General features: G+C 51.1%; 23 protein-coding genes and 2 tRNA genes. 11 read left to right on the plus strand and 14 right to left on the minus strand.

Annotated features, from left to right (window positions below):
- Positions 1–110: 110 nt before the first annotated feature.
- The 3 genes from RAL91_RS14125 to RAL91_RS14135 all read right to left on the minus strand — a co-directional run bounded on the left by RAL91_RS14125 (position 111) and on the right by RAL91_RS14135 (position 2302).
- The gene (locus RAL91_RS14125) at positions 111–314 is read right to left on the minus strand and encodes a dodecin family protein (protein WP_306256864.1); all 204 of its coding nucleotides are present in this window, start codon (positions 312–314) and stop codon (positions 111–113) included.
- A gap of 135 nt (positions 315–449) precedes the next feature.
- Complete coding sequence (locus RAL91_RS14130; protein ID WP_306256865.1) at positions 450–1193, minus strand: metallophosphoesterase; 744 nt, start codon at positions 1191–1193, stop codon at positions 450–452.
- Between the two features lie 233 nt (positions 1194–1426).
- On the minus strand, positions 1427–2302 hold the full coding sequence (locus tag RAL91_RS14135; protein ID WP_306256867.1) for a lysophospholipid acyltransferase family protein: 876 nt from the start codon (positions 2300–2302) through the stop codon (positions 1427–1429).
- 118 nt (positions 2303–2420) lie between these two features.
- Between RAL91_RS14135 and RAL91_RS14140 the strand changes: the two genes are divergently transcribed.
- Entirely contained in the window at positions 2421–3392 is a 972-nt protein-coding gene (locus tag RAL91_RS14140) for an AEC family transporter (protein ID WP_306256868.1), read from the plus strand.
- Positions 3393–3423: 31 nt separating this feature from the next.
- On the opposite strand, the gene RAL91_RS14145 is transcribed toward RAL91_RS14140, so the two are convergent.
- Together RAL91_RS14145 and RAL91_RS14150 are read right to left on the minus strand one after the other, a co-directional pair.
- A complete protein-coding gene (locus tag RAL91_RS14145; RefSeq protein ID WP_306256869.1) occupies positions 3424–3870 on the minus strand; it encodes a DUF4864 domain-containing protein in 447 nt (148 codons plus the stop codon).
- Positions 3871–3952: 82 nt separating this feature from the next.
- A complete protein-coding gene (locus RAL91_RS14150; RefSeq protein ID WP_306256870.1) occupies positions 3953–4771 on the minus strand; it encodes an alpha/beta hydrolase in 819 nt (272 codons plus the stop codon).
- A gap of 58 nt (positions 4772–4829) precedes the next feature.
- Between RAL91_RS14150 and RAL91_RS14155 the strand changes: the two genes are divergently transcribed.
- The 4 genes from RAL91_RS14155 (at position 4830) to RAL91_RS14170 (ending at position 7438) form a co-directional block, all read left to right on the plus strand.
- Entirely contained in the window at positions 4830–5066 is a 237-nt protein-coding gene (locus tag RAL91_RS14155; protein WP_306256871.1) for an Lrp/AsnC family transcriptional regulator, read from the plus strand.
- A 123-nt stretch (positions 5067–5189) separates the two neighbouring features.
- Positions 5190–5265 (plus strand) — tRNA-Lys (locus RAL91_RS14160).
- Positions 5266–6036: 771 nt separating this feature from the next.
- Positions 6037–6729 (plus strand): hypothetical protein, encoded by a 693-nt coding sequence (locus RAL91_RS14165; protein ID WP_306256872.1) that lies wholly within the window; start codon positions 6037–6039, stop codon positions 6727–6729.
- A 633-nt stretch (positions 6730–7362) separates the two neighbouring features.
- Positions 7363–7438 (plus strand) — tRNA-Lys (locus RAL91_RS14170).
- 109 nt (positions 7439–7547) lie between these two features.
- On the opposite strand, the gene RAL91_RS14175 is transcribed toward RAL91_RS14170, so the two are convergent.
- Positions 7548–8231 (minus strand): fumarylacetoacetate hydrolase family protein, encoded by a 684-nt coding sequence (locus RAL91_RS14175; protein ID WP_306256873.1) that lies wholly within the window; start codon positions 8229–8231, stop codon positions 7548–7550.
- A 167-nt stretch (positions 8232–8398) separates the two neighbouring features.
- Here RAL91_RS14175 and RAL91_RS14180 point away from each other — a divergent pair, with 167 nt between their 5' ends.
- The 5 genes from RAL91_RS14180 to RAL91_RS14200 all read left to right on the plus strand — a co-directional run bounded on the left by RAL91_RS14180 (position 8399) and on the right by RAL91_RS14200 (position 12550).
- Entirely contained in the window at positions 8399–9094 is a 696-nt protein-coding gene (locus RAL91_RS14180) for a FadR/GntR family transcriptional regulator (protein WP_306256874.1), read from the plus strand.
- Between the two features lie 103 nt (positions 9095–9197).
- Positions 9198–10175 carry an ABC transporter substrate-binding protein gene (locus RAL91_RS14185; protein ID WP_306256875.1) on the plus strand — a complete coding sequence of 326 codons (978 nt, stop codon included), beginning with the start codon at positions 9198–9200 and terminating at the stop codon, positions 10173–10175.
- Positions 10176–10242: 67 nt separating this feature from the next.
- A complete protein-coding gene (locus RAL91_RS14190; RefSeq protein ID WP_306256876.1) occupies positions 10243–11004 on the plus strand; it encodes an ABC transporter permease in 762 nt (253 codons plus the stop codon).
- Positions 10991–11791, plus strand: a complete 801-nt coding sequence (locus RAL91_RS14195) for an ABC transporter ATP-binding protein (RefSeq protein ID WP_306256878.1) — start codon at positions 10991–10993, stop codon at positions 11789–11791. The genes RAL91_RS14190 and RAL91_RS14195 overlap by 14 nt, the downstream gene beginning before the upstream one ends.
- Positions 11792–11797: 6 nt before the next feature.
- Positions 11798–12550: an ABC transporter permease gene (locus RAL91_RS14200; protein WP_306256879.1), complete on the plus strand. Its 753-nt coding sequence runs from the start codon at positions 11798–11800 to the stop codon at positions 12548–12550.
- Between the two features lie 144 nt (positions 12551–12694).
- Here the strand turns inward: RAL91_RS14200 and RAL91_RS14205 are convergent, their stop codons facing one another.
- From RAL91_RS14205 to RAL91_RS14240, 8 genes are all read right to left on the minus strand, one after another.
- Positions 12695–13948: a hypothetical protein gene (locus RAL91_RS14205; RefSeq protein WP_306256880.1), complete on the minus strand. Its 1254-nt coding sequence runs from the start codon at positions 13946–13948 to the stop codon at positions 12695–12697.
- Positions 13949–14061: 113 nt separating this feature from the next.
- Positions 14062–14931, minus strand: coding sequence for an NAD(P)-dependent oxidoreductase (locus tag RAL91_RS14210; RefSeq protein ID WP_306256881.1), 870 nt, complete (start codon positions 14929–14931; stop codon positions 14062–14064).
- Between the two features lie 111 nt (positions 14932–15042).
- Positions 15043–16335 (minus strand): gephyrin-like molybdotransferase Glp, encoded by a 1293-nt coding sequence (gene glp / locus RAL91_RS14215; protein WP_306256882.1) that lies wholly within the window; start codon positions 16333–16335, stop codon positions 15043–15045.
- Entirely contained in the window at positions 16332–16874 is a 543-nt protein-coding gene (gene mobB, locus RAL91_RS14220) for a molybdopterin-guanine dinucleotide biosynthesis protein B (RefSeq protein WP_306256883.1), read from the minus strand. The genes glp and mobB overlap by 4 nt, the downstream gene beginning before the upstream one ends.
- Positions 16867–17496, minus strand: a complete 630-nt coding sequence (gene mobA, locus RAL91_RS14225) for a molybdenum cofactor guanylyltransferase MobA (RefSeq protein WP_306256884.1) — start codon at positions 17494–17496, stop codon at positions 16867–16869. Before mobA ends, mobB begins: the two co-directional genes overlap by 8 nt.
- Positions 17486–18328, minus strand: coding sequence for a formate dehydrogenase accessory sulfurtransferase FdhD (gene fdhD, locus RAL91_RS14230; RefSeq protein WP_306256885.1), 843 nt, complete (start codon positions 18326–18328; stop codon positions 17486–17488). The genes mobA and fdhD overlap by 11 nt, the downstream gene beginning before the upstream one ends.
- A gap of 148 nt (positions 18329–18476) precedes the next feature.
- A complete protein-coding gene (locus RAL91_RS14235) occupies positions 18477–19538 on the minus strand; it encodes an MBL fold metallo-hydrolase (RefSeq protein WP_306256886.1) in 1062 nt (353 codons plus the stop codon).
- 301 nt (positions 19539–19839) lie between these two features.
- On the minus strand, positions 19840–22134 hold the full coding sequence (locus RAL91_RS14240) for an autotransporter outer membrane beta-barrel domain-containing protein (protein ID WP_306256887.1): 2295 nt from the start codon (positions 22132–22134) through the stop codon (positions 19840–19842).
- A 265-nt stretch (positions 22135–22399) separates the two neighbouring features.
- On the opposite strand from RAL91_RS14240, the gene RAL91_RS14245 reads away from it, so the two are divergent.
- The gene (locus RAL91_RS14245; protein ID WP_306256888.1) at positions 22400–22846 is read left to right on the plus strand and encodes a MarR family transcriptional regulator; all 447 of its coding nucleotides are present in this window, start codon (positions 22400–22402) and stop codon (positions 22844–22846) included.
- Positions 22847–22848: the final 2 nt, after the last annotated feature.

Genomic DNA, 22848 nt, shown 5'->3' on the forward strand with positions numbered 1-22848 from the left:
TTTGCAGCACGTGTCTCCAGGCCTTCATTAGAACAAGGCCTGAATGCCGCACCCAAATTGCGGATTCAAATTATTAGCAACAGGGTCTAAAACCCTGTTGCTAAATGTTTTTAGTCGTTCAGAACGAATGTCACCTTCATGACGACCCGGTATTCGGTGATCTTGCCATTGGAGACAACGACCTTTTGATCTTTAACCCAGGCGCCTTCGACATTCTTGAGTGTCTCTGAGGCACGTTGGATTCCCTTTTCCAAGGCATCTTCAAAGCTTTTGGACGAGGAGGAGATGATTTCCGTAACGCGTGCTACTGACATGTGAACTCCATTAATTCTGTGAATGCCACAATTCATGTGGCGGGACCAAAAGCCTAACCCGCAGGTTAAGCTCAAAGCAAATGAGGGTTTGTCGCATTACAATGGCGATGATGTGTCGTCGCCGGGCGAAGTGGTTCAGGAAATCCAGCCGCCTGCTAAAGCGCTCGCCCAATCCTGCATGCCCTTGGACTGGGCCAATCTGGCCATCGTCATATGGTCATAGGACACGTGACGAAACGTAAAATCCCAACCTTGATTGCGTCTTACAACAATCGCATAGGCTGCACTGGGACTGCCGGTATGCATAACATAAGGGGTCGCTCTGGTGTCTTTGAAGCCCGGACATCCGACACTTCCTGGATTGAGCACACAACGTCCGTCAGACAGGCGCACGAGGCGCGAAACGTGTGAATGTCCACAAAGCATGACTGGAAAGTCAAAACCGAGAGCGTCGCGTTCAATATCCGCTAACGGTCGCAAATTCATCCCAATTTTTTCGTTAGGCGTATCGAGCCAATGCGAATTGTCTGACGTCGGAATGCCATGGCACAGAAACACGTCATCTTCAAAAACTGCTGTGCCGGGAAGGGTCGCGACCCACTGCAAATGGGTTTTGCTGAGTTGGGCAAATGCCGGGCCATCCCACGCACCCAACTCTGCGCGAGGAAGCTCCAGAAGAAACCGGTCGTGATTGCCTTTGATAGACAACATAGTCTTCTGCTTAGTCAGAATATCAGCGGTTTTTCCGGCTTCCAGCGGCCCACCAAAATGGTCTCCAAGATTAAGTATCTGATCGATGCCTTGCCTTGAAATGTCATCCAGAACGGCTTCAAGGGCCAGACAATTACCGTGGATGTCTGAGATGACCGCAAAACGCATAAATACCTCTTTAGATGATCAGGGCCTCGACCTTGGTTGTCTCTCCATGGTTCAGGCCCGAAAAACCGATTCAGTTTGTGCTTCACAATAGATTCGGCGATCAATATGAACTGTAAGACAATGACCTGATAAATAGGGCAAAAATCTGGGATGCTGCCAGCCCGGTCTTGCGGAAAAGCCAATGGATTCGATCTATCATTGATACCAGTGTTCATCAAATGGCCTGAACAAGGCTATCGTCGGCGATGGCCCCACATCCATTGTTCCGGTGTCTCGCGTATCCAGTCTTCAAATTGTTTGTGAAGCCGGGTCGTGGCGTCAGCAATGCGTTCATCGACAGAGGCACCCGTTCCACTGCTGATTTCGACGACCTCAATCGTGAAATGACATCCTGTTGTGCGGCGACAACAGGCAGCAATCAAAGGCACATCCAGTTTTTCGGCAATCATGGCCGGGAAGGGCGTTGACGGGGCCATATGCCCGAAAAAGGGAACCTCAATACCACGTCTTTGTCTCAGATCTCCCATCATACAAACGGTTTCGCCACCACGAACCCATTTGATAAGCGCGTTTACAGATGTATTGCGTTTGGAATGCAGCCCGCCGGGGTACAATGGTTGGCGCACCAGCCTGATATAGCGGTCGACCAAAGGGTTCGAAGCGCGCTGATAGATGCCTGCCATCGACAGGCCATTCTCCAGTGCCGGAACGGCCAATAATTCCCAATTGCCCATATGCAGCGATACAAAAACAGCACCCTTTGTGCTTTGTGCCAATTGGTCGATGAGGTCCTGTGATTCAAGGGTAATTCTATGTCTCTGCTTCAGCAGCTTGCCGATGCAAAGACCTTCGGCCATCGTCCGTCCCAGATTGTTCCAATGACGGGATGTGGTCTGTTGTATCCATGCCTCATTCTTTTCAGGAAACGCTTCCTGAAGATGTTTCTGGACCGTGGCATGGCGATGGTTAAACCGGGCCAACCTCTTCCAGACAAAACCCATAATCGCGGAAGCCGCGCCAAGCGGCAGCGCATTCATGATGCCTGCAACAGCACGAAATCCGACATATTCCAAACGATGTTGAAGCGTTGGGGTGATGGGTTTGGGCAAGGAAGCGTCACTCGATCTGTTTTGCTGCTACGCAATAACTGCATTTTGCTTTACAACGCAATCGGCCTTTGACCAAATCTTGAGCCAACAACCCACGCCTCTGGAACGTACCTAACCCATGCTGCAGGTCGCTACACTCGCTTTCCCGTTTTTCGGGCTTATCTTTCTGGGGTTTTTCGCCGGGAGAATTTTCAAGGTTCCGGCGGAAGGGCTGGCGTGGCTCAATATTTTCATCATCTATTTTGCACTGCCGGCTCTGTTCTTTCAGCTCATTTCCAAAACGCCAATTGAGGAGCTTGCGAACTGGACTTATGTTTTTTCCACAAGCTTTTCCACATATTGTGCATTCGCGCTCGCGTTCTGTATCGGGATTTACATTACCAGGGGCAATGTCGCCGTGGCGACGATTCAAGGCATGGTGGGCGGCTATGCAAATGTCGGCTATATGGGCCCGGGCCTGACACTCGCAGTTCTGGGGCCGGAGGCTGCTGTGCCGGCAGCTCTGATCTTCTGCTTTGACGTGGCTCTGGTCTTTACGTTGGCCCCATTGCTGATGGCCTTTGCCGGCACTGAAAAGCTACCACCATTTAAGCTGGCATTGCAGATATCGAGGAAGGTCTTTTTGCACCCCTTCATTATTGCAACCATTGCTGGCGTTCTGGGTGCTGCATTTCACTTTGAGCCGCCTCAGGCAGTGGATACAATTCTTACATTTCTGAGCTCTGCAGCTGCGCCTTCAGCGTTGTTTGCAATGGGGGTGACAGTGGCACTGCGCCCGTTGAAGCGGTTCCCTGTCGAACTTCCGGGTCTGCTGGCTGTAAAGCTGATTGCCCACCCACTGATCGCTTACCTCATGCTTGGCGTTGTCGGGGATTTCGATCCGGTCTGGGTGGCAACAGGCGTGCTGATGGCCTCACTGCCGCCAGCCGCCACCATCTATGTCATCGCACAGCAATACAATGTGTATATTGAACGCGCATCCACAGCGGTTTTGGTCGGCACAGGCATGTCTGTCGCGACGGTCACATTGGTGTTGTATCTGATCGCCAGCGGAGCTCTGGGATCGGACCTGGTACGTCCAATCCCCTGACAAGCCTCAAATATTTTCGAAAAAAGTCCGTTTAAACCTTTGCGCCATTGTCGGGCACAATATAGCAGCCGCTGATCTTCCAGCTCCCATCCGCCTGTTGCTCAAGCGTGTAAACCGCAAGCCAGTCCTTGCCTGCCGGACCGGTAATATAAGCTTCCTGCACGGGGCCGGTGGGGCTGCTTTTCAGCCTGCCGAATTCGAAGGATTGTGGCCGGAAAACCTGTGGGTATTGCTGGCGCACCATGCTCATAAACCGTTCGTCACTGCCAAACATGTTTTTGATTGAAGGCGCAGCGAATGAGAATGCGGTTGATGAATTGTCAGCCATGAATGCATCGACCTGCATGCGAATAATGGACTGGATTTCACTCTGATCCGCCGGCGCAACCGATTGCGCCGAGGTGACCCCGATAGTTGCACCTGTAAGTGCCATAGCACCGGCCAAAAGTCCGATCATATGTCTGGTGAGTATTGTCATGCTTGCCTCCTTCAGTTTTGATGCCCTTAGTCGATTTACGCAAAGCGGCCTTATTTGGATCGCGGGTGCCTAAATTTGAAGTCTAACTGGCCAATGCCGCGATCCGTTTTACAAGAAGACTGTCGGCATCAGTCAGTGGCTCGATCGCGGTGAAATGATTGGCTCCCGCCATCTCGATATAAGTCGTGAGTGCCGAGTTTTCGCGCCACTTCATGGCAAAACCCTCACTTTGCCTGCGAAACTCTCCCGACTCATCTGACCCAACCCAGGCATCAAAATAAATGCCCGGCTCAGGCGTTGCAAAATGCGGGCTGGATTCCAGCGCCGACTTCAAATCGAGTTTCAAATCGTCATTCATCGACAGATGAAGCATCGGTGTCAGGTCATACACGCCTGAAATGCCAAGTCCGGCGACAACCGGCACGCGAATCTGCTCCACCTTGTCTTTCTGACACATCAACGCCGCCAGATGGCCGCCAGCAGAATGACCGGTGATCATTAAAGGGCGTTTTTCAACCTGGCCAAGATACCGGCAACAGGCTTCCATTTCCGCACCAATCCCGGCAATCGTGATGTTTGGGCACAGGGTATAGCCGGGTATGGCGACATCAAAGCCCTGTGCCAAAAGTCCCTGGGCCATTTGGCTGAACATGTCTTTATCGAGCGCACGCCAATAGCCGCCATGGATAAACAGAATCAGTGGCTTTTCACTCGGTTGCAATTCGTTGCAGCGAAACACATCGACGACATTGCGCTCTGCAAATCCGTATCGCATGGTTTCAAATCTGGAGGCCGCCCGAAAGTCGGCTGCCTCTCGTGCCCAGCGCGGCAGAATTTCAACATGCTCCGGCACCAATGCCCGATTGTCATACTCTGCTTCCAGTTCTAACTCGCTTTCCATATTGCGGCTTTTCCCCTAGGGTCTGAGCACCTTGGATATAAGTGCTTTGAGAGGGATCATGCAGGCCGTTTTCGTACAAATCAAATGCCATTTGGGAAAAGCCTATGAAGTGGCAAATCAGATTGCTGATGCGGAGATTGCGTCTGAAATCTACTCAACCGCGGGCGACTTTGACCTTCTGGTCAAATTTTACGTGGGAGAGGGCGAAGACATAGGGCATTTTGTCACGCAGAAGATCCAGCACTTCACCGGAATCAAGGACACGCGCACCATCCCAACCTTCAAGGCTTTTTAACGTTTTTGCGTTATAAATGGGCCTTCGAAACATCGGTATTAACCGGTATTGGACAAAACGCATTTTAAATAAATGCGCTATTGACCCGACCGATTGCCTTGCCTATGTTCCGCCGGAATTTGGGAGCCCTTAGCTCAGTCGGTAGAGCAACTGACTTTTAATCAGTAGGTCCACGGTTCGAACCCGTGAGGGCTCACCAAATTTCCTTTTTGTTGTACGTAGTTACAAATATTCCCCCAAAAAGCGTTTGCACTCAATTCGGTTCGTTTGCGGCAATCGTTTGCAATGAATTCATGGATTGTTCTCGTTTCTGATGCGCTTTTGGGCCCGCGTAGACACTTCTAATTTGTGAATGCCATACGGTGCCGTTTCGGCAGTCAGCGCGCGTTAGGCATCAATGATTGTTCTATGCTTTTTTCGGTATGACCCGTGATTGAATAGATTTTTCTCCTAGTTGCGCTTGCCTGACCGAGTTTAGCGACCACAGTCCTGTGAAGGACGCGGCTCTGGAGGCGAGCAAAGACACCGATTGAATTGGCAATCCTGTGCCACCTGGAAGAAAAACATCGACCTTTGAGCAGCGCCCTGTTGTTGTCATAAACAATGGTAGTGGTTGGCGATAGCCAACTGTCTGAACGCTATGAAGACGCGACATGCCGGAAGCGAAACAGGACGTCATCAATCGATGTTGTTTGTAGATATCGTAGGGCCGTAAGACAGCAGCGTGGGCTGCAGGGCCATGATTTGCGCAGTCAAAGCCGCACCCTAGTGTATACGCGTCCTTGCAAACCGAAGACTTTCTTGAAAAAGAACGCCCCGAAATAATCTCGATTGGTCGTGTTTCGCACAACGTGTATGCCCCTAAAACACAACAAAGCCAGTTTAAAGTGAATACATCACGAAAACACTTGGAGATTGTATCTGGCTATAATTATCATCGTGCAAATGAAATTGCACGGAGAAGTCGGTAATGATGCCAATCAAACACATATTCTCGATGATGTTGATCTGCTTCACGCAATTTGCATCAGCCTCAGAGGGGGTTGAGATTGCAGAGGGTATATTTGTCAGCGTCAAGACGTACGATGTACCTGAAAATGAAGCACCATTCTTCAATTTTGCAGAAAAAACACCAGAAAGTTCTGCGGCTGATAAATTGTTCTTAAAAAACTTTACGACAAGTGACGAGATTCAATCTGGCTTCGACGGCGCTATAAAAAGAGGGTGGAACTATTTCTTCGAGGGAGACTATTCCACGTCAGCCAGACGATTTAACCAAGCTCACCTATTAAAGCCCGGCCATGCAGCCGTTCTGCATGGCTTTGGTGTGCTCGCGATTGTTCGGTTTAAGGACCCGGACTACGGGGAAGAACTGCTGTCGCTTGCAATTCAACAGCCGGATACGCCGGATATGGCCTATTTCGACATGGGCCTACTGCTGATGAATAATTCCCGTCCGGCCGATGCGATGCCTTTCTTTAGAACCGCAACTGAAAAAATCCCGGACTACCCTGCGGCCTGGTTTAATCTATCAGTTTCTTTGATGGAAAGCTCCGGTGACCGAGATGCCGCTTGTGAAGTCCTTAGACAAGCTCAGGTTTGGATCAAGGATAATACTTCCAAGCGATCCGCAGCTGACCTAAATCGTGCGATAGGCTGTTAAACATCACTGTGAACATGTGCCCTTGCAACTGCAAGAATTACGCCTCTCAGGTCACGTTGCAAAACCCTCCTTTATCAAAACAATCACATTGGGCGAAAACGCTTTTACCAATCTATTGGCGCAAGCTTGAGAATTGGATCACTGCTGATTGAATCGGAGACGCACCAGATCGTTTTTCCTATGTGTCAGCTGGTGTTAAATAATGTCATACGTTCAATTTTTGGTTGCTGGCAGAATACAAAAATATGTTCTTTGTTTGTTCTCATGGCATCAAAGAGAACATTTGCACACATCAAAACCATTCAGGACGTAATTGATTTGCGGCTGTGGTTGCGCGCCAGTTGCATCAATTGCGGTCGATCAACTGAAGTTCCGCATGGCATTTTGCCTGATTTGGTATCAGGTCATCTGTCCCTGTCGGCGGCCGCATCCAAATTCAAATGCGGTGGGTGCGGTGAAACGCAGGCAAAGCTGTCCGCTACTGACCCGATGGACAATTGGTAATCCTCGAAGTCATATAACCGAGCCAAATTTTGGCCCAGTTACACAGATTAACAAGTCCGTCTCTGGAAAATGATAAAAGGAATGCTATTTACAGCGACTGATCGCGTCTATATAGCACGCAATCTTGGAGCGCCCTTAGCTCAGTTGGTAGAGCAGCTGACTCTTAATCAGCGGGTCGTAGGTTCGAACCCTACAGGGCGCACCAAATTTTCTTACATTTCGCACAGAAAATTCTGGCCAACCGTCTAAACTTTGTCTGTTGCTCCAGTCACACCTCGGATCAAATTCACCGAGGTGTGTGGATGAACTGTTGATCAGGTAACTTTGACGGTGAGCGAATTCAGACCGGCAATGTTAACAACCATCACGTCGCCTTTCTGGATCGGGCCGACACCGGACGGTGTTCCGGACATGATGACGTCGCCCGGTTCCAGTTCAAAAAAGTCGGAGAGGTATGAAATCATCTCCGGTACTTTCCAGATCATCTGATTGAGATCGCCTTCCTGCTGGACTTCGTTGTTTACCAGGAGTTCGACACGACCATTATCGGGATGGCCGACCTCGGAGACCGGTTGCAATGGTCCAATTGGTCCAGAGCGCTCAAAAGCCTTGCCAATCTCCCAGGGACGCCCCTTTTTCTTTGCCTCGCTCTGAAGATCGCGACGTGTCATGTCCAGACAAGCCGCATACCCATACACATGATCGAGCGCGTCAGCCGTTGCAATATTGGTTCCACCCGTTTTAAGGGCCACGGCCATTTCGACTTCATAATGCACATCGGATGTTTGGCCCGGATAAGGAAAATCGCCGGAAGCATCTAGATTATTTGGGTTTTTTTGAAAAAAGAATGGCGGATCACGGTCCGGATCATCGCCCATTTCAATGGAATGTGCCGCATAATTGCGTCCAATGCAGTAAACACGCCTCACTGGAAATTCGCCACCTCCCTCGACAGGAATCGTTGGAATTTTTGGAGCCGGTATTACATAATCTGACATTGGAATATCCCATAAATTTCATGTTGTTCTTTTGACATATGGCAAGAACTTCAGAAAATCAATCGTGACCAATACAATATTTTAGTTGCATTTTGTGAACCAATTCATATTCTGGGATACGATTGGTTGTAAAATTTGTATATTGGTCAACCAATTTGGAGGAATGAATGCTCGCATCTGATAATATTGTAGTGACGGGTGATGCCCTGAGTGGATTGCGTCAATACATCCTGTCCAGTGGGTTGAAGCCCGGACAGCGGCTGCCCTCCGAGCGCAAATTAACCACAGAGCTTGGATATAGCCGCAATACGTTGCGCAAAGCACTGGATGCTTTGGAACGCGAGGGCACGATCTGGCGGCATGTCGGCAAGGGTACATTCGTCGCTGCGACTGTTGAAGATCTTGACAGCATGACTGCATCGCCAATTGAACTTGGCAAACAACTTACGCCGTTTCGAATGATGCGCGCCCGTCTTGCTGTGGAACCTGCAATTGCGCGCGAGGCTGCAATCAACGCCTCAGGGGAAGCACTGAGCCGGATGCGTGTTGCCATGGAGCGTGCACGCGCTGCTGAGAATTGGAAAATGTATGAAGTGCAGGATGACCACTTCCATCGCGCCATTGCCGAGGCAAGTGACAATCTTTTGCTGCTGTCAATTTTCGATCAGTTGAATCTTGTACACCGCGCCGTAGCGTGGGGCAGCGTCACACGCCAATCCATAAAGCCGCCGTCACACCACACCAGCTTCAAGGAACATGCAGATATCGCTTCTGCGATCTCCAATCGAGAACCGGCTGCCGCCTATGATGCCATGCGGGTGCATTTGAAATCGGTCTCAGGCCGATTGTTTGGAGATATTTGACACTGAGATTTTAGCTGTTGGAGGGCGGCCAAAGAAATGGGCAATAGAGGTTCAAAAATCTCAATTGTCATAAACAGGAAACAGTATTCTCTGGGAGGAAACAATGAGAAAACTACTGAAGAAAATCGCTACTTTTGCGGTTGCTGTGCCGCTTGCCGCAGGCTTGATGTTGTCCACGTCCTACGCGGAAAAGCTGAAAATTGCTCTGGCTGAGACGCCGTCTGATGAATTGGCTGCGTTCTTTGTTGCGCTTGATCGCGCCAAAGCAGCTGGACTTGACTACGAATGGACAGCTTTTTCTGATGAAGAGCTGGCAATTCAGGCCGTTCTGAGCGGCCAGATGAATATTGGATTTGGCACGCCTTACTCTGCCATGCAGCGTTCAAAAGCGCCGATCCGCATTATATTCCAACTGTCAAAACTCAAGTTTTTCCCAGTCACAAGCAAGAAATATGATGATCTGAAAGATCTTGATGGCGAGCCAATTCTGCTTCACTCCCGTGGGGGTGGTACAGACTCTATCGCCAACGTGATTGAAGATAAGATCGGCATCAAGTTCGGCAAACGGTCCTACGTCCCGGGCTCCTCAAACCGCGTGGTGGCTTTGGTCGGTGGGCAGACCGATGCAACAATCATCGATCTTTCCAATAAGAACAAGGTCGTGAAGCAGTTCCCGGATAAGTTCAACGTTTTGCCGATGTTTGAAGTTGATTCAAGCGATGAAGCACTCTTTGCCAATCTTGACTGGATCAAGGAAAACGAAGAGCAGGTCGACATCTTTGTAAAAGCACTCGCAAGTGTTTGGCAGGATATGCACAAAGATCCAACGATTATCAGCAGAGAGACAGATCCGAACGGCCCTATTGGCCAATTGCCAAAGGAACTTCTCGCCGAGTTGGATGGATTTTATACCGATGCGGTTGCAGGCGGTCTTTACGACCCCAATGGCGGCGGACGCAACGCAGCCCAGGCCGACATGGAATGGTATTCATCTGCTGGTCAGCTGGATGGTGATCCATCAACTCTGAATATCGAGGACTTTTGGTACCTCGCACCGCTTGACGCGGCAATGGCGAAATAACTTCGTCACCTGCCACCCGTTATCAATCTGACGGGTGGCGCTTTTCCAATGCCTCAGGAGAGCTAAGTTGATCCATCGTCCTCTTGCACTAAAGTTGCTCTCTGCATTTATTGTGTTCGGGGCATGGGAAATCGCCGGCCGCGTACCGGTCAGTTTTGCATTTCCCACATTCATTGAATCGATGCAGGCGCTTTTCAGACTAACCATCGAAGGCACAATTTTCACAGCCTATGCTGAAACCCTGAAGCCACTGGTGGTGGGTGTTTCAATTTCTGCGTTTTTTGGAATTGGCATCGGATTGTGGGTTGGATTGAGCCAACGGTTTGAATGGCTGTTTTCTCCCATATTCATTGTCATGCAGGCCGCGCCGCTTGCCGCGCTGATACCAATTCTGGTCATGGCCTATGGTATTGGCCTCACGTCAAAAGTATTTGTGGTCTGCATTATGGCGATGCCGGTTATCGTGCTCAATACGGCCAGCGCCGTGCGCAATACGCCAGCCTCCATCAAGGATATGGGGAAATCGTTCCTGGCAACGGATCGGGATATTGTCCTGAAAATTGTCATTCCGGCGGCTTCACCGGTCATCTTCTCCGGGTTGCGGCTTGGTATCTCTGCCGGGTTCATCGGTGCTATCCTGTCAGAGTTGAAAATTACTCCCACAGGTGTCGGGGATATTATCACCTACAGTCGTTCGATTGCTGACTACCCCTCAATGTATGCAGCCATTTTTTCCATAATCGTTTTGGCAGTGCTCTTCCTGAACCTGCTGGAGCGAATTGAAAACTTCCTATTTGAAGGGAACAATCGTGGTTATGTCTCAGACTAGCGACGCTTTAGAAAAGCCAGCAACTGTCGAAATGGAATCCGCAGTCTCAGTTCGCAATGTCTCGAAGAACTATGGAGCTGTCGAGGCTCTGCGAGATTTGTCGCTGGAGTTCCCGCGTGGCCAACTGACCTCGCTGCTGGGGCCTTCTGGCTGCGGAAAAACTACATTGCTCAAGATCATCGCGGGATTGTTGGAACCAACATCTGGCGAAATTGAAATTGAAGGCAAGAAGATCACCAGCCCCGGTCCCGATCGCGCGTTTGTTTTCCAGGATTTCGCGCTGTTGCCTTGGGCCAGCGTTATCCGCAACGTCGCATTCGGGCTGGAGCTACGCGGTGTAGCGAAGTCCGAACGCGAGGCCATTGCTGAAAAATACATCAATGATGTCGGTCTTTCAGGTTTTGAAAAGGCCTATCCACATGAGCTGTCAGGCGGCATGCGGCAGCGTGTTGGCCTGGCGCGGGCGCTTTCGGTGGATGCGCAGGTACTTTTGCTCGATGAGCCATTTTCGGCGGTGGATGAGCAAAACAGGCGTAAGTTTCAGGAAGATATGCTGGAACTGGTTCGCAATGAAAACAAGACGTTCATTTTTGTAACGCATTCGATCGAAGAAGCGGTCTACGTCTCGGATCAAATTGCAATTCTGTTGCCGCGGCCAAGCCGTGTGTCAGAGATTATTCGTCCAACAAGCTTCCGCGGCGCCGATGTTGAAAACATCCGTCGTTCTCCAGAGTATCTCGATATCGTTGATCAAATTTGGGCGTCCTTGCGCAATTATGTGGAGTAGGGTGACATGATAGTATTCGGACGCAGATTACCGGCCATGTCTTCGCTGCTGTTGTGGGCTCTTGTCTGGGAAATTGTCGGGCAAACAGGCTGGACGTTTTTTATCCCGCCTCTGTCTGAGGTCCTGGTGACATTGTACAATGTGATCGGCACACCGGCATTTTTGAAAGCCATGTATGAAACAGCTTACGCCTTTGTCAGTGGCGTTTTCTTTGCTGTTGTCATCGGCATACCGGTCGGGATTTTGATCGGCAAAAGCAGGCTGCTTGATGAGCTGATTTTGCCGTGGGTCAATATTTTCCTTAGTGCTCCACTGACAGCGCTTGTTCCTGTTCTGATGGTCCTGTTTGGTTTCGGCATGAAATCGATCATCATCACCACAACGCTTTTCGCAATCTGGATTATCATTCTGAACTCGCGGGCTGGCGTCAAGCAGATCAACAGATCACTTGTAGAAATGGCGCGCAGTTTTGGCGCATCGCCCCTTGATGCATTTTTTAAAATCTATTTCTGGGCTGCACTGCCAGAGATTTTGGGGGGAGTGCGCATTGGTGTTATCCGGGCGGTAAAGGGTGTAATTATCGGTCAGTTGTTGATCTCGATTGTCGGGTTTGGAGCGCTTTTTGAGCTGTACTCCAACAACTTCATGATGTCCCATTTCTGGGCTGTACTCATTGTTCTGTTTGCTCTTGCGTTCTCACTGTCGGAATTTTTGGCCTATCTTGAGCGCAGGGTGGCGTACTACGCCTCTTCCAGATAAGCGGATAAACCTGTCACCAGTGGATCCGCACGCTTATCTGGCGCAGCGGAATCTGCTGTTTAGGCGGCCATGAGAGACCACCTGATTTCCGTACATGGACATTTGGATTTCCTGCGCGACGCCGGAGAAAAGTGGGGCGTCAGGTCAGCCGAGCCGTGCAGATAATTGCTGCTGCAGCAGTTCCGCTTCGGCATTGTAGCGCTTTGCCAGAATAAGGTCTGTATCCAAACTATCCGTGTTGAGCGCCAGCAGTTCTGCTGCCGTCAGTTTGGCCATAGCCAGGTCGCGAAGTGACTTCAGCTCCCGCGCCTCCATACCAATATCTGCAAACTGTTTTGCAGCGGCTTCAAAATATCCAAATGATTTACGCAGCGTAACAATCTTGCCATCTATGTCTGCCTGTTTGGCCAGGCACGACCCCAATGCGTATCTAGCCTGCCCACGGGTCTCGGTTGTAACCATCGTGTCAGGCAAATCCACAATATCGCGAAGCCGGTTGGAGATTGATGACAATTCAGACGTGTCGCCCATCAAGCTGGCCAACCCGACCTCAGCGTCCAGTTGCTCCAGGACCATGTCGTAGCTGTTTTGAATTTTTCCGCTCTTCCGCAATATTTGAGCCGCCCGTGTCAACAAGTCCGAGGCCCCGCGCAGCAATTCGGTGCGTTCGTGCCTTTGTCCAAACAGGCGCATCATGTTTGCGTTGGTCCAGATAGCATCAGGTTGATCGTTCACGTCATCCAGGCCTGCCAGGTCACAATGCAGCGTCTCCGCTGCCTGCAAGGCAGTGTTCAGTTTCTCGTCATCACCAAACTCAAGAGCAAGGTCGAAATAGAATGCCATTCTGGCGCGCAAAACCTGCTGCCGGCGCTCATCACTGCCGGAAAGGTCTGCAAGGCCCAACGCGGCCTCAAATATGTCCTCGGCAATGTGATTATCCAAATCATCACCGCGGGCATCCATCAGCTTGTCCAACAGTCCGCTTGCTTCGCCGGGCTGGCCAGACATTCCCAAAAGCACGGCCCGGTCCAGCGCCAGAGTTGTCAATTGACGTTCCCGGCTTTGCACGATGGCAGGAATATTGGGGCCGGTAACCTGGCGACGCTTGAAAAGACGGCTCAGAAAGCGGGCAGGTGGCTCTGCAGGGATTTGCTCATCATCCTGTTCTGTCCCCTCGGCCGCGCCTTCTGCAGCGCTGTGCGCATTGCCAATTTCCAGCAGTAATTGATGATTGATATCAAAAGCCTGCTCAAACTGGCCAGACGAAGCCAATTGATACAATTGGTCGCGCAGCACGTTTTGTTCCTGCGACAGACTCGCATTCTCGCTGAGGCGACGCAAAAGCAGCCCAAACGCTCTTTTCTGGCGCTCTGTCGCGTTTGGTCTCATGTCAGACATATTTTTGCCTCGTCGGCTCGTTCCCCAACGTGCTGAAATCAATGATTCGCAGCACGTCGAAAGGTTAGTAGAGCAGAGCCGTTGCGGCAATACGTGTCAGATCAGTCCAAAACCTAGTTTTTCAGCCGCGCCAGCAAAGCAGATGTGTCCCAACGATTGCCACCCATCGCCTGCACTTGCGCGTAAAACTGGTCAACAAGCGCTGTGACGGGAAGGTTGGAACCATTCTCTCGCGCTTCGGCCAGAACAATGTCCAGATCCTTGCGCATCCAATCGACAGCAAATCCGTGTTCATACTCGCCCGCAATCATGGTTTTGTGACGGTTTTCCATCTGCCACGAACCGGCTGCGCCTTTGGAAATAACACCGATGACGGCCTCCATATCAAGTCCGGCATTCTGCCCAAACTGGATGCCTTCTGACAGGCCTTGCACCAAGCCTGCGATGCAAATCTGATTGACCATTTTTGTCAATTGTCCGGCCCCGGTTGGCCCCATAAGGCCAACCATCCGCGCGTAGGATTTAATCACCGGCTCGGCGCGCTCAAAAATAGCCTCGTCACCACCAACCATAACTGTCAGAACACCATTTTCCGCGCCTGCCTGGCCACCAGAGACCGGTGCATCGAGAAACCCGAAACCCTTGGCGTCAGCAGCGTCCCGTAATTCCCGGGCAACTTCAGCGGAAGCTGTGGTGTTGTCGACGAAAATAGCCCCCGATTTCATATCGGAAAAGGCCCCGTCTGTGCCGGTAGTGACTGAGCGCAAATCATCATCATTACCCACGCAGCAAAATACAAAATCACAATCTGCGGCGGCTTCACGAGGTGTTGCGGCAGACGCTCCACCGAACTCTGCTGCCCATTTCTCAGCTTTGGCAGATGTGCGGTTATAAACAGTGACGTCATGCCCGCCTTTCGTCTTCAGATGTCCGGCCATAGGGTATCCCATGACGCCAAGGCCGATAAACGCAACTTTTGCCATTGTTCAAGTCTCCAGTCTCATGAATTGAAATATCAGTGCTAAATCTAGCCCTTTCGAACCCTTGTCAAGTTCGGGTAAGGAGCTGGTTAGTTCCACAGCCAGAAATTGCACTTAGCGTGGCGTGAGCCCAAATTCTGAAAACGGAATGAAGTTGACCATTTCCCCCGGCTGCAAGCTGGTCGCGGTCTCAGCTATTTCAATGAGGCCATCTGCTTCTCGCAAGCCTGTGATAAGGCCGGAACCATCACGATCAAATTTCTTCACACCGAGCGCACCAGTTTCGGTTTGCCCCAGAATTCCGCGCAAAAACTCCCGCCGATCCGGCTTCTTCTTATCGATCCCGAAATTCGCAGAGACAGCAAAACGCACGGGCAACCGCCACGCGCTGCCCTGAAGCCGCAGAATTATCTGGCGAACATAGAGCAGAAAGCAGACAAACGCCGCAACAGGGTTTCCGGGCAGGCCAACAAAGATACAATCGCCAATTTGCCCCATGGTCATGGGACGCCCCGGCTTGATGGCAAGTTGCCAGAGATGTCGCTGCCCCAATTCATCAAGCGCCGCAATCACATGATCTTCATCGCCGCGGCTCGCACCACCTGATGTCAGGATGATATCAAAGTCAGCTGCTGCTTTTGATAGAGTGTCACGTATCAGCTCAGCGTCGTCCGCAAGCACACCGAAATCGGTTACATCCACGGGCACAGTTGCTAATAATCCTTTCAACATGAAGGAATTGGAATCAAACACCTGGCCCGGTTGAGGCAACGTACCCAGCGCGGGCCGAAGCAATTCGTCACCTGTGGAAATGAGAGCCACTTTGAGTTTTTCAAAAACCACAACCTGAGCAATACCCAAAGATGCAATGGCTGCCATATCCTGAGGGCGCAGTCTTTCTCCAGGCACCAAAACTGTTGTACCTTCCAGAACATCCTCTCCGGATTTGCGACAATTGGCCCCCGGCTTCAAACCTGGCGGAATAGCCACATAGGGGCGGTCATGTTGAATATGGGGTTCACAATCCTCCTGCATGGCAATTGTATCAACGCCTGAAGGCATGGCAGCGCCCGTGAATATGCGGGCAGCGGTTTGATTTGGCATGGGAGTGGTGCGCGCATGGCCTGCTGCAATTCTGTCAGCAACTTCAAACCAGCCGCCAACATCATCAAAATCGGCGTGTCGGAACGCATAACCATCAACAGCGGCGTTGTCTGACAAGGGCACGTTGCGCGGCGCGACAACCGGCTCTGCCAGAATACGGCCATTGGCTGCCGCCAGGGGAACCGTTTCAGAGGCGACAATCGTACCGATGCGCTTTTGAATGAGAGTGAGAACATCATCATGACGCAACCGGTCCTTGTCGTGCAAAAAGCAATCATTCAGGAGCTTGCGGGATTGGCTCATGAAACCGCGCGGTCGCTTGATTTCCGCATCGGTAAGCCGCTCTGCTTCAACGCGAAATCCGCGATACTGGTGATGTTATCGATGTCAAAAACGGGCAGGGCCTCGCCAACCAGGCTTGTATCGCAGGCAATGGCGACAATACTTGGATCATCTGGCGCGAGCGGCCGGTCTGATTTGGAACCCACACGCCGCGCTTCGATCTTGGGATGCGTCTCTCGCTTATAGCCCTCGACTATAACAAGATCGCAAGGCGAGAGCTTTGCAAGGACCTCGTCAAGCGAAGGTTCCTCATCTCCGCGCAATTCATGCATCAAGGCCCATCGACGGCCAGAGACAAGCGCCACTTCCTGTGCACCGGCCTCCCGATGGGCGTAAGAGTCACGGCCCTTTTGATCAATATCGAAATTATGGTGTGCGTGTTTCACAGTTGATACAAAGAAACCACGAGTTGTAATTTCAGCGACAAGCCTGCTGACCAATGTTGTCTTCCCGGAGTTCTTCCAACCGGTTACCCCAAAGACCGGATTCTGTTCAGGCATGTTCGGTCTCACCATTACTCAAATATTGCTCAGCCAGTTTCATATCGTCCGGCGTATTTACGTTGAAGAAGGGGTCTGCCCCATCACTTTCGTTTATGTCAAATTCCACAAGGCTCCATTGGTGCTTTTGAACAAAACGCATGATTTTACGCTCTTCGCCCTGTGTCAGAAACTCACGTAACTGAGCCAACAGCCCGACGGACCAAAGACCGAATGTCGGCTGGCGAAACCCGCCAGATCCCGCCAGCACAATATCCTGTTTCCCGACATCCGTCAGCTTTGTCACAAAGTCGGTTGGAAAGAACGGCGTATCTGCCGCCACACTGCAGACATGCTGAAAACCATTTTGTTCAGCATATTCCATGGCAGTCAGAATGCCAGCCAATGGTCCTGCATAACCCGTAACCGTATCGCTAAGCACTGGAACGCCAAGGTGGCTGAACTGGCTCATTTCCGCATTGGTGTTGACAATGGTGGCATTGACCTGTGGGCGCAATCTGTCGAGAACACGTTTCACCATGGGCACACCACAAAGCGGCATCAGTGTTTTGTCGATCGATCCCATGCGCCGGGACTGCCCGCCAGCAAGCACGACGCCAAGTATCAGCGCTTCATTTGTCATCTGTTGGTTCTTCTGACTGATCATTGTCAAAGATAACCCGGTCCTGGCCCGCCAAAACCATGAACCGCGCGCCGCGCGCCCGTCCAACCAGGGTCAGTCCTGCGCTCTTGGCCAGATCCACGCCCCAGGCAGTGAAGCCGGAGCGTGACACCAGAATGGGTATTCCCATCATCACGCATTTAATAACCATTTCTGAAGTCAGACGTCCGGTTGTGTAGAAAATCTTGTCTGTCGGATCACAGTTGTTCAGCCGCATCCAGCCGGCAATTTTATCCACAGCATTGTGGCGCCCGACATCTTCCATATAAACCAAAGGCTGATCACCCTTGGCCAGAACGCAGCCATGGATCGCGCCTGCGGTCAGATAGAGCGACGGCATTGTGTTTATTCGTTTCAGGAGCTTTTGGAGGGAAGCCGTTGAAAGCATGGCAGTATCAGAAAGCGCAGTTCCATCAAAACTATCCATGACATCACCAAACACAGTTCCCTGAGCACAACCTGATGTGCGAATTTTTTTCTTCAGCTTTTCCTCATAGTTCGTTTCCCGTTCGGTGCGCACCACGACGACGCCCAGATCATCATCATAATCGACTGTTGTAATCGGGTTGTCATCTTCCAGCATGTTCTGGTTTTCCAGATAGCCCACCGCCAATAGGTCCGGATGGTCACCAATAGTCATCATGGTGACGATTTCCTGACGGTTCAGATACAGTGTCAGCGCCCGCTCGGTGACCACACGTGTTTCGACCAAAGCGCCGGTCTGGTCATAACCGGTTACGGCGGCCGATAGTCTGGGGTCATCCGGCTGTGGAGATAGAATAAGATCGTTCATGGTTCTGATAATTGTCCGCATAGCCGGTTTTCAGGTCCCTAACATATAGGGGACAGGACCGGATGCGGGAAGAGATGGAAAAGGCTGAGGCACGCAATCTGCGTGTCCTCAGCCTGATTTTTGCGTCCTGACGGCGTGTATGAAGGGTCTATTTCGTCAATGTGACAGAGGCCAGGTCAGTTCCAACAACCACATTTCCCTCATAACCACTATCCGTGACAGACTGGGTGTATGATGCCTCGGTCAAAGGCCCGCCGGGAATTGGGTAAGGGCCTTGTCTTAGAGCCCCCATAGGCGGGATAAGATGTGTCAGCATTAAATGCGACGCGCCTGTACGCTTTGCCATGGCGCCAAGATCTGTTGCCGTGCTCTGGCGAAAGTAAATGGGCGGCGGGAAGCCGCTGTCCTTGTCTGGACCCATTGCAGGATGAATGGTGGAATGGACCACGATATCGGCGCCCATAGCCAGTTTTTCCACCTGCGCAGACGTGGAGGTGTCGCGCGGTGGCTTTGGCGTGTCATTGCCAGCATCGCCGCCAATCACCACGCTGCCGGCAGGCGTATCCACACGGTAGGATGCATGGCCTGGAACGTGGCGGGAGTTGATGGCTGATACTTTGACATCGCCGGACGACCAAACCTCAACCGGTTCGCCTTTTGCAGAAAAATTGACCACATTGATCAGATCAGCCGGTCCGCCTGGCAGCCGTTTCTTGTTCTCCGCCAATCGCTGTGCCATTTCTCCGGACTGGATAAAGGCGTCACCGATATGAGTCGCAAGTTTTCCGCAACTCAGGATGTGACCTAGTGGTGATTTTGCATCTTCGCTGCAAACCAGATCCACTTTTGGCCCGCCAGAATTGAAATGCCAGCGCAACTGCATCATGTCCGCAAGGCCTTCCGTATGGTCGGAATGGATGTGGGTCAGAAAGATCGCATTCAGCTTGCCGACAGGCAGGGATAATTTGGAGAGCTGCTGAGTGGTGCCACGACCGGTATCAAACTGCAGATTCACCGCCGAACACTTGTTCTCCTCATCGCCGAACTGAACCAGAGTGCCAGCGCCTGCCTGTCCGTTGAAAACGGGAGGGCCACCCTGCGTTCCAGTCAGCGTTACCTTCATGCAGGCTGCGGCCTGCGCCTCTGTTCCGGACATGCCGAACAGTGCACAGCCTGCAAAAAGCGTTGTTACAAATGCAATATGCTTCATCTGATCCTCCCTAAAACCGATTTATTTCGGCTTTTCGTAATAAAATCGAGATTAACGGAACCAGACAAAACGGCAAGTGATACTATCGAGATTGCTGTTATGGATTATTCAAATTGTACAATTCGCTCTCAACGCCCAGATAACGGTCCCGGGCAAACGACAATGCCGTGGGGTCCCACCAGCGCAGTTTCTGTCATCTCCCATGAACCACCAAGGCCACTGATGCCTGTTTCAATGTTTGCATCAGAAGCCGCGTGGCGAGAAATTGAAATCAGCTGCTAAATGGAACAGTGCATGGCCTTTAAAACAAAACACCCAGCGCCGCTGCACCCTGAACATTTGTCATATCATTGCCATGGGTGGTGGCGGTGGACAGATCGAGATTGAGCCTGTCGCCGATGGCGAAGCTGGCATCCAGTCCGGCAAAGATTGCGAAACTGTCTTCATAAAAGTCAGATATGTCCTGCGTTACACCCAGCATGGTAATGGTGGCATCTTCTCCCAATGAAGCACGTCCAAGTGCGCCACCCCTGGCGGTAATGAGGGCACGAGCAGTCTTGCCAAACGTCACATGTCGAGAGGCGGCAAGCTCAAGCCGGGCTTCTCCAATCGCAATCATTCGATCATCAACAGTGGCATTTGCATCGGCAGACGGGCCGGTTTCAGTGTAACCGCCAAACCATTCAGCCGCGTAACGCAGTTTTGCTGATGGCGAGAAGGTCCAGTTGGACATTGTTTTGATTTGAGTGCCGATTGCAAATTCGGGGCTGATCCAGAAACTGGTTCCAGGATCATCCGTGGAATAGCTTTCACCCAGAGCCGCCAGATTGTCATTCACAAAGCGCTTGGTTTCATTGTCCGTGCCAATACCGGCGCTCAGGCCCAGATCGACAAATATCTGGCCAAAGCTTTTGCGCCGGTAACCGGCAGCAAAGAAGCCTGAACTATCACTTTCAAATGATTTGGACCAACGGCTCGCCGCCTCTGAACTGCCATCAATATAGCCTGCCATCACGCCAAAGCGTGTGGCTTTGCCCATATTGGCATCATAGCCGACGGCCAATCCGCCAAGGGCAATATCCCGGTCCAGTGTAGCAGCGCCGCCGCCATTTTTGCTCTGGCTGGCCATGACTTGCACCCAAGCCCCGGATTTGTCGAAGTTGCCAGCCTCCGTTTCAGAGCCAGAGCCATCAGGCTTACCGCTTTGAACACCATTGATCACCAACTCCGCTGCCTCCAGCCGGCGCTGTATGGTCGCTGATACCAACGCAGTTCGGTCAGTCAGCGCTTCTACTGACGCAGTCAGAATGGAGGGATCAAATGTCGCGATCTGTTTGGTGGTGCTGTTGTAAAACCATGGCACCGTCCCATCAATAGTCGGGTCATCACCAAGCAAGTCTCCGGTACTGAAATCCCACAGGATCGAATGTGATGCGCCGGTGGAAATGTTTACAGCAGTATCAGTACCAAAACCGGTACCCAGTTCAATTTCTCCACCAATGAAGGAGGGCGCAAACAGGTTCAGTGTGTTTGCGCCAAGACCAGCACCAGAAACACGAAAATCGAAAGAGAAAGATTTGGCGGAAATGACCCGCCCGGAATTGTTGATGATATTGTTGCTGCGAATGGCTATGGCCTCGGTTCCTGTTCCGAATGCCAGAACAGAACCGCTATTCGTGATGATGTTGTCATCAACAGAATCAATGGCTTCCCCGCCATCACCTGTTAATTGAATCAAACCGGTATTGATGATTGTGTTTTCATCGCTCGTATCGATTGCTCTGCCGGATCCATTGACGATGAGTGACCCATGATTTTCCACCAGATGGCGTGCAATTGCGACGATTCCTCTTCCCTCGCTGAAGAGGTATCCGTTGTTGATGACAGACCCGTCATTGGAACTGTAGATGGCGCTTCCGGAACTATAGCTCCTGATGGACCCGTTATTTATGAAGGTATTGAAATCAGATCCGGATATTCCCTCGCTGTTGTCCCCATCTGTCGTAATCGTACCTTCATTCACGACCGTGCTGTTGTTTTGGACATCAATGCCAAAGCTCCGTATTCCTGCGGTCGATATTGTACCGATGTTGATGATTGTGTTGTTGTCATTGGCTTCAATGCCGGAACTCTGATCATTCGTGGTGGAAATTGAGCCGGTATTGAGAATGTTGTTATTATCACGGACTTCTATGCCACCGCCGTTTTGACCACTGGTGAAAATGGCACCGTGATTGTTAATCGAATTGCCGTCTCGCCCATAGATGCCGTAGCCATATTCACCTGTGGTCGTGATCGTTCCGCTGCGGCTGTTCGTTACAGTGTTGAAATCATTCTGCGCATTGATGCCAATAAAGGTATCGCCGTCGACCTCAATGTTTCCGAAATTGGTAATTCTGTTTTCATCACCGCTGGCGTTCACGCCATCAACACCGTTGACGATGATTTCACCGCTGCTGGTGATGGTCAGACTATCGTTTCCATCCAGAATATGGGCCGCAGAACCGTTCTGCACGATTGTCGGGGTATCGACGACAAAGTCCGCTGCGTGGGTGCGAGAATAGCCTGCGGACAATCCTATTGTTGCTACGCTCAAAATCAGGTGCCGCATTCTGTTTTTTTGGCCTGTAGTCGACCCAGAGGCCTTCACTGACGTGACTGTAATTTCGGGAGATCCTGATTCTATCGTCATAGTTGATCACTCCAATCAGCTCTCTGACCGCCAGGTTGCCCACAGATTGTTTATTGAATTCGGGGGCTTAATCACTATTGTGAACATGCAGGTTCTGTGAAATTGGACTCGCAGATTATATTTAGATTGTCTAGTTAGTTGTAAAACTAGATAACTTGGAGACATCACAGTGTCAATTGGTTCACAGCTGAGTCCGCAAGATTTGGTCAACTCAATTCGGGGTCTTTATGCAGAAGTCGGTCGCTTTGATGAGTATGTTGCTGACAGCATAGGGATTGATCGAACCGCATTGCGTGCCATCGACGCGCTAAAAGAGACGGAACTTCATCCAAAAGACTTTGCAGTGAAGCTGGGTATAACCACGGCTTCAGTCACTGCAATGCTGGACCGACTGGAAAAGGGTGGGCACATAAACCGGACACACTCTCCGACAGACAGACGGAGCTGGGTCATCAGTCTGACAGATGAAACCCGGAAAGAGGCTGGAAAGCGTTACAGCAATCTTGGCCTGGCTCTCAGGGATTTGTTCGCCGAGCGGACGAATGAGGAACTGTCAAACACACTTAAGGCCATTGAAGAATTGACAATGGCCTTTGAGGCGGCACGCAACAAATAGTG

The organism is Pararhizobium sp. IMCC21322 (assembly GCF_030758295.1).
GTDB lineage: Bacteria > Pseudomonadota > Alphaproteobacteria > Rhizobiales.